At 42.5% G+C, this 15967-nt stretch carries 15 protein-coding genes; 6 read left to right on the forward strand and 9 right to left on the reverse strand.

The genetic code is table 11. From position 1 onward, the window contains the following. Window positions 1–18 precede the first annotated feature (18 nt). A complete protein-coding gene (gene glgP, locus IQ13_RS14150; RefSeq protein WP_144887044.1) occupies window positions 19–1677 on the forward strand; it encodes an alpha-glucan family phosphorylase in 1659 nt (552 codons plus the stop codon). A gap of 62 nt (window positions 1678–1739) precedes the next feature. Here glgP and IQ13_RS14155 read toward each other — a convergent pair whose 3' ends face one another. The 4 genes from IQ13_RS14155 to IQ13_RS14170 form a co-directional block, all read right to left on the reverse strand. Further along, window positions 1740–2498 carry an oxygenase MpaB family protein gene (locus IQ13_RS14155; protein ID WP_144887045.1) on the reverse strand — a complete coding sequence of 253 codons (759 nt, stop codon included), beginning with the start codon at window positions 2496–2498 and terminating at the stop codon, window positions 1740–1742. Between the two features lie 135 nt (window positions 2499–2633). Further along, complete coding sequence (locus IQ13_RS14160; RefSeq protein WP_144887046.1) at window positions 2634–4547, reverse strand: ABC-F family ATP-binding cassette domain-containing protein; 1914 nt, start codon at window positions 4545–4547, stop codon at window positions 2634–2636. Between the two features lie 199 nt (window positions 4548–4746). Beyond that, on the reverse strand, window positions 4747–5304 hold the full coding sequence (locus IQ13_RS14165; protein WP_144887047.1) for a fasciclin domain-containing protein: 558 nt from the start codon (window positions 5302–5304) through the stop codon (window positions 4747–4749). A gap of 118 nt (window positions 5305–5422) precedes the next feature. Further along, window positions 5423–6106 carry a J domain-containing protein gene (locus IQ13_RS14170; RefSeq protein ID WP_199758294.1) on the reverse strand — a complete coding sequence of 228 codons (684 nt, stop codon included), beginning with the start codon at window positions 6104–6106 and terminating at the stop codon, window positions 5423–5425. A 29-nt stretch (window positions 6107–6135) separates the two neighbouring features. Here IQ13_RS14170 and IQ13_RS14175 point away from each other — a divergent pair, with 29 nt between their 5' ends. After that, window positions 6136–6693: a hypothetical protein gene (locus IQ13_RS14175; RefSeq protein ID WP_144887049.1), complete on the forward strand. Its 558-nt coding sequence runs from the start codon at window positions 6136–6138 to the stop codon at window positions 6691–6693. On the opposite strand, the gene IQ13_RS14180 is transcribed toward IQ13_RS14175, so the two are convergent. Together IQ13_RS14180 and msrC are read right to left on the reverse strand one after the other, a co-directional pair. Beyond that, window positions 6683–7744 carry a saccharopine dehydrogenase family protein gene (locus IQ13_RS14180; protein ID WP_144887050.1) on the reverse strand — a complete coding sequence of 354 codons (1062 nt, stop codon included), beginning with the start codon at window positions 7742–7744 and terminating at the stop codon, window positions 6683–6685. The two genes, IQ13_RS14175 and IQ13_RS14180, sit on opposite strands and share 11 nt — an antisense overlap. Before the next feature lie 12 nt (window positions 7745–7756). Then, window positions 7757–8251 (reverse strand): free L-methionine (R)-S-oxide reductase MsrC, encoded by a 495-nt coding sequence (msrC, locus tag IQ13_RS14185; RefSeq protein ID WP_144887051.1) that lies wholly within the window; start codon window positions 8249–8251, stop codon window positions 7757–7759. A gap of 99 nt (window positions 8252–8350) precedes the next feature. On the opposite strand from msrC, the gene IQ13_RS14190 reads away from it, so the two are divergent. Both IQ13_RS14190 and IQ13_RS14195 read left to right on the forward strand, forming a co-directional pair. Then, a complete protein-coding gene (locus tag IQ13_RS14190) occupies window positions 8351–8989 on the forward strand; it encodes a DUF2306 domain-containing protein (protein WP_144887052.1) in 639 nt (212 codons plus the stop codon). Then, the gene (locus tag IQ13_RS14195) at window positions 8986–9879 is read left to right on the forward strand and encodes a YARHG domain-containing protein (RefSeq protein ID WP_144887053.1); all 894 of its coding nucleotides are present in this window, start codon (window positions 8986–8988) and stop codon (window positions 9877–9879) included. Before IQ13_RS14190 ends, IQ13_RS14195 begins: the two co-directional genes overlap by 4 nt. Window positions 9880–9914: 35 nt before the next feature. Here IQ13_RS14195 and IQ13_RS14200 read toward each other — a convergent pair whose 3' ends face one another. Beyond that, window positions 9915–11822 (reverse strand): family 10 glycosylhydrolase, encoded by a 1908-nt coding sequence (locus IQ13_RS14200; RefSeq protein WP_144887054.1) that lies wholly within the window; start codon window positions 11820–11822, stop codon window positions 9915–9917. A gap of 145 nt (window positions 11823–11967) precedes the next feature. Beyond that, entirely contained in the window at window positions 11968–12819 is an 852-nt protein-coding gene (locus tag IQ13_RS14205) for a dienelactone hydrolase family protein (protein WP_144887055.1), read from the reverse strand. A 194-nt stretch (window positions 12820–13013) separates the two neighbouring features. Between IQ13_RS14205 and IQ13_RS14210 the strand changes: the two genes are divergently transcribed. Continuing rightward, on the forward strand, window positions 13014–13388 hold the full coding sequence (locus tag IQ13_RS14210) for a DoxX family protein (RefSeq protein ID WP_144887056.1): 375 nt from the start codon (window positions 13014–13016) through the stop codon (window positions 13386–13388). A gap of 44 nt (window positions 13389–13432) precedes the next feature. Here IQ13_RS14210 and IQ13_RS14215 read toward each other — a convergent pair whose 3' ends face one another. Then, the gene (locus IQ13_RS14215; RefSeq protein ID WP_144887057.1) at window positions 13433–15466 is read right to left on the reverse strand and encodes a T9SS type B sorting domain-containing protein; all 2034 of its coding nucleotides are present in this window, start codon (window positions 15464–15466) and stop codon (window positions 13433–13435) included. A 69-nt stretch (window positions 15467–15535) separates the two neighbouring features. Here IQ13_RS14215 and IQ13_RS14220 point away from each other — a divergent pair, with 69 nt between their 5' ends. Then, entirely contained in the window at window positions 15536–15892 is a 357-nt protein-coding gene (locus tag IQ13_RS14220) for a VOC family protein (protein ID WP_144887058.1), read from the forward strand. Window positions 15893–15967 lie beyond the last annotated feature (75 nt).

A 15967-nucleotide genomic window follows, 5' to 3' on the forward strand; every position in this document is an offset into this window, starting at 1 on the left:
GCAAAGAACTATCCTTTTATGACCTTTACTCACTACAATGTTCCTTATGCGACTGATAATGCATACGCAAAAAGAGTCGCTTATTTTTCAATGGAATTTGCCGTACACCAACCGCTTAAAATTTACAGCGGAGGTTTGGGCTTTTTGGCAGGTTCGCACATGCGCAGCGCTTACGAGTTAAAGCAAAACCTTATTGGTATTGGTATTTTGTGGAAGTTTGGTTACTACGACCAGGCACGCAACCAGGACCAGACACTGCAGGTGCAGTGGAACGAAAAAATCTACAACTTTTTAGAAGATACAGGTATCAAATTCCAGATCAATATTCACGATCACCCGGTATGGGTAAAAGCGTGGTATCTGAATCCGGAAACATTCAAGAGTGCTCCCATGTTTTTATTGAGCACCGATTTGCCGGAGAACGATTATGTATCACAAACCATTTGTCATCGCTTATACGATGCCAATGTTGCAACAAAAGTTGCCCAGTTTATTTTGCTGGGTGTTGGTGGTGCAAAGTTGATTGATGAATTAGGATTTAAACCCGATGTGTATCATTTGAATGAAGCACATGGTATTTCGTCTGCATTTTATCTCTACAATAAATTCGGCAATATCGATGAGGTGAAAAAGCGGTTGGTATTTACCACGCATACACCCGAAGAAGCAGGTAACGAAAAGCACGATATGTATCTGTGCGAAAAGATGAGTTACTTCTGCGGACTTCCGTTGGATGAAGTGCGCAAGCTCACCGGTATTTATGATGATCAGTTCAATCACTCACTGGCAGCATTGCGTTTTGCACGAAATGCAAACGGTGTAAGTGCCTTGCATGGTGAAGTGAGCAGGAAGATGTGGAGCCACTACGAAGGTATTGCTCCCATTACGCATGTTACCAATGCACAGAACTGGCGCTACTGGGCCGATAAGCAATTGTATTTCTCGATGGATGAGAGCAACGAAGAGCGTTTTGATGATCGTAAGAATTACCTGAAGCGTCGTGCGTTTGATCTTGTTGCTGACCAGACAGGAAAATTATTCGATCCCAATGTATTGACGATTGTTTGGGCTCGTCGATTTGCTGGTTACAAACGTGCAGAACTGATTACCCGTGATCTTGAACGTTTCAATGCATTACTCAGCAATAAAAAATATCCTGTACAGATTATCTGGGCAGGTAAACCTTACCCGGTTGATTATCCTGCTATCAGCGATTTCAATAACCTTGTTCACCTGAGCAAGAACTATAAAAACGTTGCTGTGTGTACCGGTTACGAACTGGCTTTAAGTAAGCGGTTGAAACAGGCTGCTGATGTTTGGCTAAACAACCCACGTGTACCACGTGAAGCCAGCGGCACCAGCGGTATGACGGCAGCTATGAATGGCGCTGTTAACTTCAGTACATTCGACGGATGGATCTGCGAATTTGCCAACCATGGTAACAACAGCTTTATTGTTCCGCCGGTTGATTACAGTGCTATGCATGTACAGGAGCAGGATCAATACGATCTGGATCAGATGTATGAAATTCTCGAACGCCAGATTTTACCATTGTACTACGACAACTTTGGGGTGTGGCGCCAGATTGTACAGAACGGTATGCGTGATGTACGCTTCCAGTTCGACAGTAACCGTATGGCACATGAGTACTACGAGTTAATGTACAACAAGCAATAAGCTTTTTAAATGAAGTATACGATCCCCCTGCATTGCAGGGGGATTTTTTATTACTGTTGTTTTTACTGCACATCCAGGTTGTTGATCTGTTCTTTATAATCGGAAGGAAGTAAAATGCTTTTCAGCAGCCAGTCCATTTTCATTAACCTGCTGATTTTATACAAAGGTACAACCGGCGTAAGCAAAGAAAAATCGCTGAAATGCAGCAGTTGTTTTACACGCTCAGGTACAACTAATTTCTGCCCTTCGATCAATACTTTAAAACGCATGCTGCCAAGATGCTTTTTATACTGTTGAAAAAGATCCTGTGTGTAATTGCTCGTCTGCAGATCGTTGTGTAAATGTGTTTCCCTAACAGGAAGCCATTCGTTATACGTGGATGGCAGCTCTTGTAAACCCATGCGCATACCAACACGGTAAAACACATTGTATACTTCTTCTTTTTCTTCATTACTTAAATTCCGTTCAAGTAATTCGTACGAAGCAATGGAGTAGTAGATGAGCATGAACAACACATCACGGTAAGCCCAATCGGGAATATTATAGCCTCTCTTATTTTCTACTGCAGCATGAATGTGTCGCATAGTGTCGATGGCTTTGTTGGCATCTTCGGTTGATGTGAACACGATCCTGCGTGCATAATCTACCGTAGAAAATAATCGGCCCAACGGATCGGAAGGAAGTTTACCCGTGAAGTATAGCCAGTCAACAGCTTTGTTGAGTGCAAATTCGGCAGAAGCGCCGGCAAAAATAAACAGCACTGTATCGCTCTTGCCCCAGATTTGCCGAACAATGGAATCTTCTTGTACAAACAATGACATAAGGGTGGTTTTTTGTTCAGGTTATTTATTATGAAAGATGAACTACGAGTTACGAAGTGTAAGATGTTGCCACTATACTCACTCATGTTTTACGATAATCCGAATTCCAAATCCCCAATTCCCAATTCCAATATTCTATTCACTGTATTCACTCAACTCCAGCCAACGCATTTCTTTTTCATCGAGCAGGGTGGTTACTTCGCCAATGCGGTTGCTCAGTTGCTGCAACTCATCGAACGGAAGATTACCACTGTTGAGTTTGGCTGTGATGTTTTCTTTTTCTGCACTCAGTTCTTCAATTTCTTTTTGCAGTAATTCGAACTCCCGTTTTTCTTTAAAGCTGAAACGTTTTTTCTCTGTTGTCGAACCCTCGACTCCGCTCGGTTTCTCCGGCACCGCACTTCGACTTCGCTCAGTGCTGGCTACCGACTCTTTACTATCGGCTTCAGACTTTTCTTTTTCCTTCTGATAAATGCGCAGCTGTGTATAGTTGCCCGGGAAATCGGTGATGACGCCATCGCCTTCAAATACAAACAAATGATCAACGAGGCGATCCATGAAATAACGGTCGTGGCTAACGATGAGCAGACAACCCGGATATTCGGTTAAGAAATTTTCCAGTACAGCCAATGTCGGCAGATCAAGATCGTTGGTGGGTTCATCGAGAATTAAAAAGTTGGGATTACGGAAAAGGATCGACAGTAAATGCAATCTTCTTTTTTCGCCACCACTCAACTTTGAAATATAGGTGTACTGTTTATCCGGATCAAACAAAAACAATTGCAGAAACTGAGCCGCACTTAACGAACCGCCACTTGCCAATGGAAAATTCTCTGCAATATTTTTTACGTATTCAATTACACGCAGGTCTTCTTTTATTTCTAATCCTTTTTGTGAATAGTTGCCGAATACAATGGTGTCTCCCACATTAATCTTGCCACTGTCGGGTTGTTGTATGCCCTGTATAATATCGATGAAAGTTGATTTCCCTGCACCATTTTGTCCTACCACACCAACACGCTCGCCTTTTTTAAACGTGTAATCAAAGCCTTTCAATATTTGTTTTTCGCCAAAGCTCTTGTACACTTTTTTCATCTCCACCACTTTACCCCCAAGCCTGCTCATCTTCATACTTAGTTGTACCTGCTGATCTTCGATGCGTTGTTTGGCTTTTGCCTCTACTTCGTAAAAATTATCCTGGCGGCTTTTGCTTTTTGTGGTGCGGGCTTTTGGTTGCTTGCGCATCCATTCCAGTTCTTTACGGTAAGTGTTCTTTGCTTTATCAATACTCGCCAGCTCGCTTTCAACACGTGCTGCTTTCTTTTCTAAATAATTCTGGTAATCGCCTTTGTATTCGGTCAAGGTGCTGCCGTCGAGCTCCCATACTTCATCGCACACGGCATCTAAAAAATAGCGGTCGTGTGTTACAAGCAGCAGGGTAATATTTTCTTTGTTGAGATAATGTTCCAGCCATTCCACCATTTCCACATCGAGGTGGTTGGTGGGTTCATCCATAATCAGCAAAACATGTTTGTGATCGAAACCAATGTCGATGAGTGTTCGTGCGAGTGCCACACGTTTACGCTGACCGCCGGATAATGTACCAACCGGTTGCTGCAGGTGATGAATGTTGAGTTTGCCCAGAATCTGTTTCACCTTTGCATCAAAATCCCATGCACCCAGCTCATCCATTTTTACAATGGCTTCGTTGAGTTTTTCTGCATCCTGTTCTTCGCTGATGGCTTCGTATTCCTTAATAGCGTTGATAACAGGGTGGTTGTGCTGAAAAATATTATCGAGAATGGTTTTGTTTTCATCAAATCCGGGCTCCTGTTCAAACAAAGCAATGTCTACATCTTTGTTTACCCAGTACTTTCCTTCGTCGGCTGTTTCTTTGCCCGCCAGTATTTTTAATAAAGTGGATTTGCCCGAGCCATTACGGGCTACCAGTGCAATTTTGTCGCCCTCTTCAATATGAAATGAAATATTTGAAAACAGCGGAATAATACCGTAACTCTTCGTTAATCCTTCAACAGAAACATAATGCATGGCGCAAAGATAAGCTTGAAGTACGAGGTACGATGTAAGAAGTATGCCCCGTCTGACGCCCTCGTCTGACGGCGGCACGTAAAAGATACAAGGTACAAGGAACAGGGCTCGGGCAGCAAAATGCAGCAACGTAACTCCATAAAACAAAATTGCTTCCCTTGCGGGAAGCAATTGTATATCGAATGAAAAAAGCGGGCGCTTATTTCTTAGGCAGTACTACTGCATCCAGTACATGTACTACGCCATTGCCGGCTGTAAGATCTGCTGCAGTTACATTGGCGCCATCAATCATTACTTTGCCATCTTTTATTGTTACAGTTAACTCTGCACCATTTACAGTTTTGAGTTTCTGACCATCTTTTAAATCAGCTGCTTTTAATGCGCCTGCCACAACATGGTACGTTAAAATGCCCGTGAGATCTGCTTTGCTTTCGGGCTTTAATAAATTATCCAACGTACCTGCAGGCAATGCACTGAAAGCTGCGTTGGTTGGTGCAAATACGGTAAACGGACCAGCGCCGCTTAATGTTTCAACAAGTTCGGCAGCTTTTACAGCAGCAACCAATGTGCTGTGATCGGCAGAGCCAACAGCAATATCAACAACAGTTGCCGGCGCTGCTGCAGGTGTATCAACTGCGGCAGAAGTTTCTGTTGCAGCAGTATCAGTTGTTGTTTCGGTTTTTTCGCCACCACCGCAGGCAGTCAGCATTACTGCAAATGATGCAGTCATCATCATTGAGATAAATGTTTTTTTCATTGTTTGTTTTGTTTGCTAATACAACAGCACATTCAAACAATCGTTTTGCCACTCATCACAAACAAAAGCTTGTGTTTAGCAATCATTGTTGTTTCTGAAAAAATATTCAACAAGTCAATTATTTACCCATGAAATAAATAAGCAGACAAATACCAAGTGTGAGCAGTATGATGAACAGCGGCGTTAGTCTGTTCCATTTTTCCATTTGTTGTTTTTGCTGCATCTGCTGTTGAATATGTGTGTGCCAGTGTGGAAGATGCACTGCTAATTTTAAAAGCTGCAATGCTACAGGTTTGGCTGCAGCAGATGGAAACGATTCGATACTTTTTGACATACTTGCAACAATCGAGGCTATTACATCTGTTTCATTCTGATTGAGGAGGATGTCGATTGTGCCATCGTTGAGTACATTGGTTATACGTTCAGCAACACCTGTATAATTCATGCGGTGTACATCCATTCCGGCTATTTGTTTATTCAGCTCCAGGCATTTTTTGAGGATGGCCGGTGCGGTGATCAGTTCTTCACCTATTTTTTGTCCACTGGCTTTATGCAGCCATCGTTCCTGCAGGTACACTTCTTTTTTCTGCGGATTGCTGAGCACTTCGTACGCTTCTTTTATTTCGGAAAAACGTGCAAGCGCATACGGATCGTCGTTGTTTTTATCGGGGTGATACAGCATCACCAACTTACGGTAAGCCTGTTTAATTTCCGGTAAGCTTGCCGATGGCGCAATTTCAAGTATGGTGTAATAATCTTTCAGAGCCGCAAAGCTACGCAGCGGGTATAAAAGAATTGCTATGTACGTAAAATTGTTATTTTTAAATTTCTATGGGGCGTATCTGGTTGTTTTTTTTATTGCTGTTACCTGTTGCTGTGTTTGCCGTTGATTCTGCGGCTGTTCGTACAGGTGAGGAGCTAAGGTTAAAAGGCTACCGCAAGCTGTTTTATAAAATTGTTGCCCTGCATCCCAAATTAAATTCGCCATTAGAAAAGGAATTGTTGCAACATTATCTCGCAGGCAGCGGCGAAACCTTTATTCTTTCAACGGCAGATTTTAAACGTTTACAACAAACAGTTCCCTTGTTTGTAAAGCAAGACAGCTGCCACGCAGTTATAGCAGCACAGCACAACTATTGTTACAAACAGGTTGACCTGAACAATGATGCGTACTTCGGCTGGGCATTGGGCACCATCACTGTTGTATACAATGCGGCTGATAACGAAGTTGTTTCGTTTGTTGATACGTACGATTTCAATAAAAAGAAAAAAGGATTACGCAGCCGCAAGAATGAATTTGTTACCGGCGTATTTCGTTTGCTTGCACCGGCTCGTGCCCGTTCATTCCTTGTAACATTTGCAAGCGATGCTTATTTAATTAAGCAGTAGTAAGCGCCTTACTTTTCGGAATTTCAAAAATCAACTCTTTGCCATAAGCCGACGCCGGTGTTTGGTAACCGGGTTTCCAGTTGCCTTGTACAATTTTCTGTGCAATTAAAAGGTTACCCCATGCGGTTACACTGTACCCATCGGCACATTGCAGCACACTTGTTCTTTCTTCGCCTTTGGCATTCCATACTTTGCCCCAAACAATGGTGCTGCCGTTTGCCCGTTGTTCATCGGTTGGACCTGCAGGCCGTTCATTGATTTTTTGCTGAATGATGTTGCGGATAAATGTTGTACGCAGTAACCAGTTGAACAAAAACTGGAATTTCAACAGGCGATATGTTTTCGGCTGCATACCGGTAAATACTTCAATGTTCGGAATGCCTGTTGTGTGATGTGCTGTTGAAATATCGCCCCACTGCAAACTCATTACAAAGCGTTTTTTGCCTGCAGCATTTAACCAGAAACCTTTATAACCCAACGGGCGTTTTACTAATACGCCGTTTGCACGGATTACTGCTTTTTCGCCGATGCGTTGTGCCATGGTGGTAGCTGTACCATGACTCAAGCCGCCACCATTACTGATAAATGCCAGTTGTAAATGTGTAGCATCGGGTAATTGTTCTTTCAATTGTAAAGCAGTACAATCGGTAGGAATAACGTCGAAGCCTGCACCGGGTAATAACATGATGTTCGCTTGCTTTGCAGCCGCATCGTATGTTTTAATGAATTCGAAAACAGAGATGTCGCCATTGATGTCGATGTAATGCGTATGTGTTGCAATACAGGCTTCCACCATTTGTTTGGCCGTGTGCGAAAACGGCCCGGCTGCATGAATCACCAATTGCACATCCTGTAACTGTTGTTGCAGCTCAGTTGCATCATTCAAACCAAAAATGCGATAAGGCAATTGTAAACGTTCCGCTAATGAACGGAGCGTTTCTTCTTTTCTTCCTGCAAGAATTGGTTGCAGCTTGTATTCGATAGCGTAACGTGCAATCAGTTCGCCGGTGTAGCCGTTTGCTCCGTAGAGCAGCACTTTATCTTTTTGCATACATAACGTTGCTTAATGCCATTCAATGAGGCTGATGATTTCTTCGAGGTATTGCTGGTCAGTTGCATCAAATGTATTCAGTTCCACACTGTCAACATCCAGCACGGCTACCACTTCGTTGTTGCGGATAACAGGTACAACGATTTCTGATTTGCTTAAGCTGCTGCAGGCAATATGACCGGGAAATTGTTCTACATCGGGAACAATCAATGTTCTTGCTTCGGCCCATGTGGTGCCGCAAACACCTTTGCCTTTACGGATGCGGGTGCAGGCAACAGGTCCCTGGAATGTACCAAGCACCAATTCCGGTTCTGCCGATTTAATGGCTGGCTTCACAATATAAAAGCCCACCCATAACCATCCGAACTGCTCTTTCAATGCTGCGCAAATATTGCCGAGGTTGGCAATAAGATCGGGTTCACCTTCCAGCAGACCTTTTATCTGTGGGATGAGTTGTTGGTACTTCTCTTCTTTTGTTCCCTGTATAATATGTAAATCTTCAGCCATCGGAAAAATTTATGCAAAGGTAGGAGAGGACGTAGAAAAACAGGTTTTTTGAAAAGTGAATTGTTCAGAGTATGTTTAATCGTTCATCGGTCCTATTTCATGTTTAATTTATTACACAAATACAAACTGCTGCGTTACCTGTTGCTTCCGGTGTATGCTTATTTCTGTTGGTTGATGTTGCGTATTACTATGCAGTACATTCCGTTTAACAGGATGGCGGCCTTTTTACAAATAAAGCAGACGGAAGTGCAGGAGCTGCCGTATTACATACCCGTTTTTTATACACATGTTTACAGCAGTATATTTTGCCTGCTGGCCGGGTTTACACAATTCAGCAATACGTTGCGTCAACAATATGTAAGGCTGCATCGTGTAGTTGGGTTGCTGTATGTAGCTGTGGTACTTGTGTCTTCTGCACCGAGCGGTTTTGTCATGGCATTACATGCAAACGGAGGGGTATTGGCCGTTGTTTTTTTTGTTATGCTCTCTTTATTGTGGTGGTGGTTTACATTCAGAGCTGTTGTTGCAATAAAGCAAAAGAACATTGCCCGCCATGAAGCATTTATGATACGCAGCTTTGCATTAGCCTTGTCGGCCATTACACTTCGCTTATGGAAAGTTATACTAGTGTATTTGTTTGCACCTGCACCAATGGATGTGTATGTAATCGTTGCCGGTCTTGGATGGATTCCGAATTTATTAATTGCAGAATATATTATTAAACGAAAGTTGATATGAAAAAAAGTATTGTAGTAATTGCGTTGTTGAGTTTGCTTGCGTGCAATGAACAGCAACAGCCTGCTGAAAAAGACAATGTTGAAAAAGAAGTGGTAAAAGAAGACACTTCGTTTCTGCAGTACAATTCATACTTCGGCAGCTGGGTGGGCGATTTTATTGCTGAAGAATATTCGGATGGCAACGGAGACGGATCGCACAGTAATAAAATTAACCTGGTGCTGAAACGGATTGAGGGCGATAGTGTGTTTGGTCAATCCATTGTAGCGGGTAACAGCAGGGCGTTTAAAGGGGTGCTGCGAAAAAAAGATTCTTTGTATGAGTTTCAGGTGCAGGAGCCCGGCGATGAGAAATACGATGGGTTGTTTACATTTTCGATAAAGGACGATACGTTGAAAGGGAACTGGACTTCGTTCAGAAAAGATTTACCTGTTGTGAAACGAAGGTTCGCATTGGTAAAATCGGCATTTGTATACAATTCTGCGTTGATGTTGCCGGATGATATGGATTATGTTGATTATGTTTCAGGAAAAACGGAAGAAGTGATTGAAGAAAATGAAGAGGGCGTAAAAGACACGTTTATGGTTGATGTATTCAGGGCTGCATCAGAAAAAATATTTGAGTTGAATGCTTCTGAAAAAGAACTGAAAGAAGCTGATGTGAAAAATCTGAAGAAAATTGATCTTGAAATTATCCGCAACACGATTTATGCAAGACATGGATACACGTTTAAGAAGCGTACATATCGACAGTTTTTTGATTATGTAGATTGGTACATTCCCATTAGTACAGATGTTACAGCGTCATTAACCGAAGTTGAGAAAAAGAATATTGCATTACTCAACAGGTTTGAAAAATATGCCGAAGATCATTACGATGGTTTTGGCAGATAAAAATAAAAACGCCCTGTTACAGGGCGTTTTTATTTTTACTTATTTACTACCACCTTCAGCGTCTTTTCAATATTATCAATCTGGATTTTTACATTATACGTTCCTGGAAGTAAGTTGTTTGTATTGAAACGTACAAATTGTTTTCCGACTGATTGATAACCATCTACCAGCTTCATGATTTCTCTTCCTTCACTATCAAGTACAAAAAGTAAAACGCCGCTCCGTTTTGTGAGCGTATAATTGATGATGGTAAACGTTGCTGTTGGATTTGGGTTGGCAGTTATTGCAAAATCCACTTCAGTAGTTGTTGCTTCAGGCTGCGGTTTTTCAACTGCAGGTTTGGGTTTATCGTTTACAGGTTTTGGTTTTTCAACAACCGGCTCAGGCTTACCGGCAATGGTTACCGGCAACAGCGATACTTCTTTTACATTGCTTGCGATACTTTCATTATGAAAACGATCGAGGCTTGTTACTACGTAATAGTAAACCGTTGATGTAAGATTGCTATCTGTAAATGTTGTTGTTTGATCGTTGGCCGTAACATATTGAATGGCTTCCACATCATTTAAATTAACGGCAGCGTTATTGAAACGATACACCACAAACTGTCTTGCTTTATCCAATTCGTTTGTTGTAGTTGGCGGCTTTGTCCAGCTGAGTTGCACATTATTGCCGTTGACCTGTGCCGTAACATTGCTTACGGGTTGAGGAGGAGTGTTATCACGCCAGGGCATGGTCGGTAATAAAGCAGGAGTGCTGTATAAATATTCTTGCAACGAATCTCTGAACTTTAGCGGGTTGATTGCAAAATAACGGGTACGAAAAAAGCTGGTACCTAATACATTGCTGTATTGCCTGTTCAGTCGTACCTGGTTATTGATTTGTGATGGATTGTTCCATCTTGCATCATTGTCTAATTCTGCATTTATTTTATACACTGCCTGTCCGCTATAAATATGCCGGCCATTTGCAACACTGTTCCACCAGGGAATAAGTGCAGCATAATCAGCATTCGTAAAACCAATGCTCCAATATAATTGTGGTGTAACATAATCAACCCAACCTTGCTCCAGCCATTTTTTTGTATCAGCATATATTTCACTGTAACTCTGGAGTCCAGTTGTTGCAGATCCTGCAGCATCACTTTTTTTGTTTCGCCAGATACCAAAAGGCGATACGCCAAATTTCACCCAAGGCTTTACAGTTTTAATACTATCGTAGCTGCGCTGGATCAAAAGGTTAATGTTATCTCTTCGCCAATCGTTTTGATCAGTGAAACCTCTGGGGTAAGCAGCAAATGTTGCGTTATCATTAAAACGTGCGTTTGTTCCTCCTGCACCCGGGTAGGGATAGAAGTAATCATCGTAATGAATACCATCTACATCGTAACGGCGCAGTACATCCATTACAATAGAAATAACATAATCCCGTACAGCAGGAATACCGGGGTTGAGAATGCGCAACGAGCCTTGTGCAAGTAACCACTCAGGATGTGTTCTGGCAACATGGTTTGCAGCATAACTGCCAATGTTGTTGTAATTATTGACAGCCCGGTAGGGATTAAACCATGCATGTATTTCAATGCCACGCTTGCGGCACTCTGCAATCATAAATTGTAAAGGATCGAAACCGTCAGCCGGGGCAACACCCTGCGTACCTGTAATTGAACTGCTCCAGGGTTCTGCAGAACCGGCATACATGGCGTCGCACTCACTGCGTACCTGGAAGTAGATAGCGTTGATGCCAGTTTGCTGCTGCATATCGATCAGTTTTGTAACAGAATCTTTTACCTGTTGTACAGTTCGTACAGCAGCACTTGGCCAATCGAGATTAAGAAAAGTTGAGAGCCATGCAGCACGCAGCTCACGTTTAGGAGGCGTTTGTGCAGTAGCAACTGAAATACAGATTAGCAGGCTGAAGAAGCAAAGGATCAGTCGATTCATAAGATGTTGATAGGTGTGCAAAATAAGTTTTTTTGAAAGTAGTTGCTGCCACTGCAAAACTATTAAGAAGAAATTAGTTATTAGCAGTTGTGTATAATCAAAAAGGAAGCCAACGGCTTCCTTTTTGATTATCTTTTAAGAGCTGCTATGCCAAATGCTTTTTGAAAAAATCAATGGTTCGTTGCCATGCAAGTTTTGCAGCTGCTTCGTTATAGCGTGTAGGCGCTGTATCGTTATGGAATGCGTGGTTCACTTCGGGATACATGTACAACTCGTACGTGATCTTGTTATCTTTTAATGCCTGTTCGTATGCAGGAATGCCTGCGTTGATGCGTTCGTCGAGTGCTGCATAATGTAACTGCACCGCCGCTTTTATTTTAGGCACATCTGCTGCAGTAGCCTGTCGTCCGTAAAAAGCAACTGCGGCTTTTAATTCAGGAACGTTTACTGCTAATGTATTGCTCATGCCACCGCCCCAGCAAAAACCAACACAACCAAATTTACCATTGCTGTCTTTTCTTGTTTTGAGATAGTTGAAAAGATTGATGAAGTTCTGTTCTGTTTCTTTTGCATTTAGTTTGGTGAATAGCGTTCTTGCTTCATCTTCATTGGCAGGTGTTCCGCCAAGCGGTGCTAATGCATTCGGTGCAATTGCTAAAAAGCCTGCAGTTGCTGCACGGCGTGCCACATCTTCAATATGTGCATTCAAACCACGGTTTTCGTGTATCACTACAACAGTTCCGTACTTCGCTTCTTTTTTCGGACGAGCCACATACGCTTTCATTTCGCCTGTTACTGCAGGATAAGTGATGTATTCGGTAAATAAATCATCACTGGGTGTAACAGCCGCTTTTGCATAATTACCTTCCAGAAAGGGCAGAATAGCAACTGCTGCTGCAGTACTGCCGGTTAAAACAGCAAGGCGTTTCATAAACTCACTGCGGGGGAGTGGCTTATGCGTGTACTCATCGTATAGATTAATAATTTGCTGATCCATTTGTATGTTGATTTAGGCTGATAAGTTACAACGATTTTAATGGTTTGTTTGAACCGTTCATCGAAATGAATTATTCTATTTAACTTAAACTGTCGCAAACGGCCTTGGGTATTGTCGTAACAGTACAGGCGATAATTGCAAAGACAAGCTTAGTTTTGTAACAGCAGCAATCAATCAAACCTAAAACAATCATCATGCAACCAAAAACAAGCAACATTCTTTATTGGGTATTCACGGTACTTTTTGCCGGGCTCATGATTTTTTCATCCGTTGGAGGTATTGGACCGAACGAGCAAACCATTGATATCTTTCATAAATTTTTAGGGTATCCTATTTATTTCATTCAGTTTTTAAGCTGGATGAAAATTGCAGGCTCCATAGCTATACTGCTGCCATTGCCACGTACATTGAAAGAGTGGGCTTATGCAGGTTTGTTTTTCGATTTAACAGGCGCAGTTTATTCCGGTATTGCAGCATCCGGCAAATTTGATCCGCAAATGCTGGGTATGCTGATGTGGATTATACCCGGCGTGCTTTCTTATTATTTCTGGAAGAAAAAACCGGCTTAGTAATACCAGTGCAGGAAACAGAATAATCGTAAGGCAATATTTGGTTAGCGTAGCAGCCAAACATTGCCTTTTTTTTGCATTACGCTACCCGAAGCAGGATCCCGCCAGGATAATTGCCACACATAATTGCCCATTGGCTGCAGCAAATTGTTGTAACGTCCGTTCCAGGATGTATTGCCTGCAGATGATTGAAACAGCAATACTCCATAACGATTGAAAATTTTTAACTGCATCTCCCGTAATGCTGTTGTACGGGCCGGACCAAAATAGTCGTTTAATCCATCGTCATTTGGAGAAAATGCAGTGGGCATAAACAATGCACAATAAGGATCAATATACACTTGCTTGCTTAGCGAGCTTGTGCAATTATCTTTTGTAGCCGTAAGCGTAATGGTATATGGCCGGTTATTGGTTGCAGCTGTATAGGTAACCGGCAATGGTTTTTCAAGACTGCTGAACGTGTTGTTGCCGAAATCCCAACTCCATGCTGTTGCGTTTGTACTGCGGTTGACGATGAAAATTTCTTCACCTGCGCAGGCCGTATCCATCACATCAAAATCAACGCTGAGCTTGTCTGGTAACAGGATGGTTTCGGCGGCAGTATCTCTGCATTGGCCATTATCAACGACTAAACGTGCAAGTGTTAATCCGCTTGTGGTAAATAGTTGGGTGGCAGAGGCGCCGACAGCGCTGCCATTCTCGAACAGCCATAGCCAGTAGTTGATTTCGTTGCCACCTGCATGCGTAAATTGTATAGTGTCTGTCATGCAACCATAGCTGATGCTGTAAGTAAAGCTTGCATCAACGGCTGGTTTAATCCGAAACGAGGTACTTGTGCCAGCCGCTGTTTCTTTATTGCATTCATCAACAAAGGTGTTGCCGTTTGTTCCTTTTTTGCAAACAATCGTATAATTGCCTGCCGTGTTCAATGGTTGCTGTAATTGCAGGATTACACTGTTGGTATAGCCATTGTTGCAAGTGGTTTGTACATGTTGAATTTGTGCCAGGGCATGACCAGTAATGCTGAAGTCGCTTCCATCAGCAGCAATAGAATTGCATTGCACCGGTTTGGAAAAAGTAAGCGTTAACGCAGTGGCATTGCATGCGTTTGGCTGCACATTGGTAATAACCGCAAACGGCGAAATGGAAACAGGTATCGTTGTATTGGAAGCAATGTTGTTGTTGCATCTGTCTACTAATGTATTGCCATCGGTACCTGTGTTGATGCTGATTTGGTATTGACCTTGGGTAACTGCAGCAGAGAAGGTTAAGACAATGCTGTCGGTTTCGTTACTGTTTGTGCAATTGATTCCTCTGGCTGCAACAATGCTTGCTGTAGCAGGTTGCAGCATAAAATCAGATCCGTTGCTTGCTATACTGCTGCATTTAATTTTCTTGTTAAAAACAAGGGTGATGCTGTTGTTGGAACAAGCAGCAATAGACGATCGGAAAGGCGTGCTGTTATCATCGCTGATGTCGGCTGTTCCGCCTTGTACTGCTAATGAAAAGTTGCCTGCGTAGTCAACATTGCTCACCATTAATACATACACATGCCCGGTTTGTAACAAAGGCATTGCTGTGAATGTGGGTTTCTCACCAAACACAGGAAGTGATCTGCATTGTATAAAGTTTATACCGTTGGCGGCTGCACCTGTATTACCTGTACTGCCCGACCAGTTGCCTGTCAGCACTAATGTTTTGTCTGCAAAAATATCGTTGGGGTTACGGCCGGTAATATCGTACAGCATCCAGTTGTAATCCTGTATAGGGTCTGCGGGTGAAACAGTGAAGCCGAACGTGCCTGCATTTTTACAAGTAAAGGTATAATAGACGGGATTGTTATCGCCGTAGCTGGTGTTTTGATTGGTACAGCCCGGCACAAACAAACCACCGTTGCGACAAACTGGTAATGTTGGCTGAAAGAACGATGTATTGCCACAAAGACTGAATGCTGTTGCAGGCGTTTGTCCCTGGGCAGTGCAGGGTTGTGCATGCGCAAATGGCATTGCACAAAGCATCAATAGTAAGCAGACAAACAAGCGAAGCATCGTACAGTAAATGTACTTTTTTTGCTGCATGTTTCTCTGCAGTAAACTGTGTTACAAAAGAGCGCTAAATTGTAATTATCTTTCAACAAATCAACAGGTATGAAATTTCTTTCATTACGTCCGTTTGTGCCATCCGGTAAAAAGTTTGAAGAGTCGAAGGCCTTTTTTGAAGAACTTGGTTTTACAAAAGTGTGGGAGATGGATGGTTATGCCGGTTTTGAAAATAACGGATTCGCTTTCATCCTGCAGCAATACGACAATCAATCTTTTGCAGAAAACTTTATGCTGACTGTAGGTGTGGAAGATGCAGCTTCCTTCCGTGCATATGTGTTGGAAAAACAATTGCCCGAAAAGTATGGTATCCGCATTGGGAATATCAGCAACATGCCATACGGGTTAGAAGTCAATGTGATTGACCTTGCCGGTGTATGCTGGCATTTTGTGCAGAGTAACTAAATTTTTTTTCAGGCATAAAATAAAACGTCCCGCTCACCGAGCGGGACGTTTGCATATGTTCTGTTGTCAATTCAT

Origin of the sequence: Lacibacter cauensis (genome assembly GCF_007830055.1) — a bacterium.
In the GTDB taxonomy this organism is placed as follows: domain Bacteria; phylum Bacteroidota; class Bacteroidia; order Chitinophagales; family Chitinophagaceae; genus Lacibacter; species Lacibacter cauensis.

Bases quoted from the DNA above. Each gene is read 5' to 3' on its own strand.
- IQ13_RS14220 (WP_144887058.1), top strand. From the start codon at position 15,536: ATGAAATTTCTTTCATTACGTCCGTTTGTGCCATCCGGTAAAAAGTTT.
- IQ13_RS14215 (WP_144887057.1), bottom strand. From the start codon at position 15,466: ATGCAGCAAAAAAAGTACATTTACTGTACGATGCTTCGCTTGTTTGTC.
- IQ13_RS14195 (WP_144887053.1), top strand. From the start codon at position 8,986: ATGAAAAAAAGTATTGTAGTAATTGCGTTGTTGAGTTTGCTTGCGTGC.
- glgP (WP_144887044.1), top strand. From the start codon at position 19: ATGACCTTTACTCACTACAATGTTCCTTATGCGACTGATAATGCATAC.
- IQ13_RS14175 (WP_144887049.1), top strand. From the start codon at position 6,136: ATGGGGCGTATCTGGTTGTTTTTTTTATTGCTGTTACCTGTTGCTGTG.
- IQ13_RS14155 (WP_144887045.1), bottom strand. From the start codon at position 2,498: ATGTCATTGTTTGTACAAGAAGATTCCATTGTTCGGCAAATCTGGGGC.
- IQ13_RS14200 (WP_144887054.1), bottom strand. From the start codon at position 11,822: ATGAATCGACTGATCCTTTGCTTCTTCAGCCTGCTAATCTGTATTTCA.
- IQ13_RS14160 (WP_144887046.1), bottom strand. From the start codon at position 4,547: ATGCATTATGTTTCTGTTGAAGGATTAACGAAGAGTTACGGTATTATT.
- IQ13_RS14210 (WP_144887056.1), top strand. From the start codon at position 13,014: ATGCAACCAAAAACAAGCAACATTCTTTATTGGGTATTCACGGTACTT.
- msrC (WP_144887051.1), bottom strand. From the start codon at position 8,251: ATGGCTGAAGATTTACATATTATACAGGGAACAAAAGAAGAGAAGTAC.
- IQ13_RS14205 (WP_144887055.1), bottom strand. From the start codon at position 12,819: ATGGATCAGCAAATTATTAATCTATACGATGAGTACACGCATAAGCCA.
- IQ13_RS14180 (WP_144887050.1), bottom strand. From the start codon at position 7,744: ATGCAAAAAGATAAAGTGCTGCTCTACGGAGCAAACGGCTACACCGGC.
- IQ13_RS14165 (WP_144887047.1), bottom strand. From the start codon at position 5,304: ATGAAAAAAACATTTATCTCAATGATGATGACTGCATCATTTGCAGTA.
- IQ13_RS14190 (WP_144887052.1), top strand. From the start codon at position 8,351: ATGTTTAATTTATTACACAAATACAAACTGCTGCGTTACCTGTTGCTT.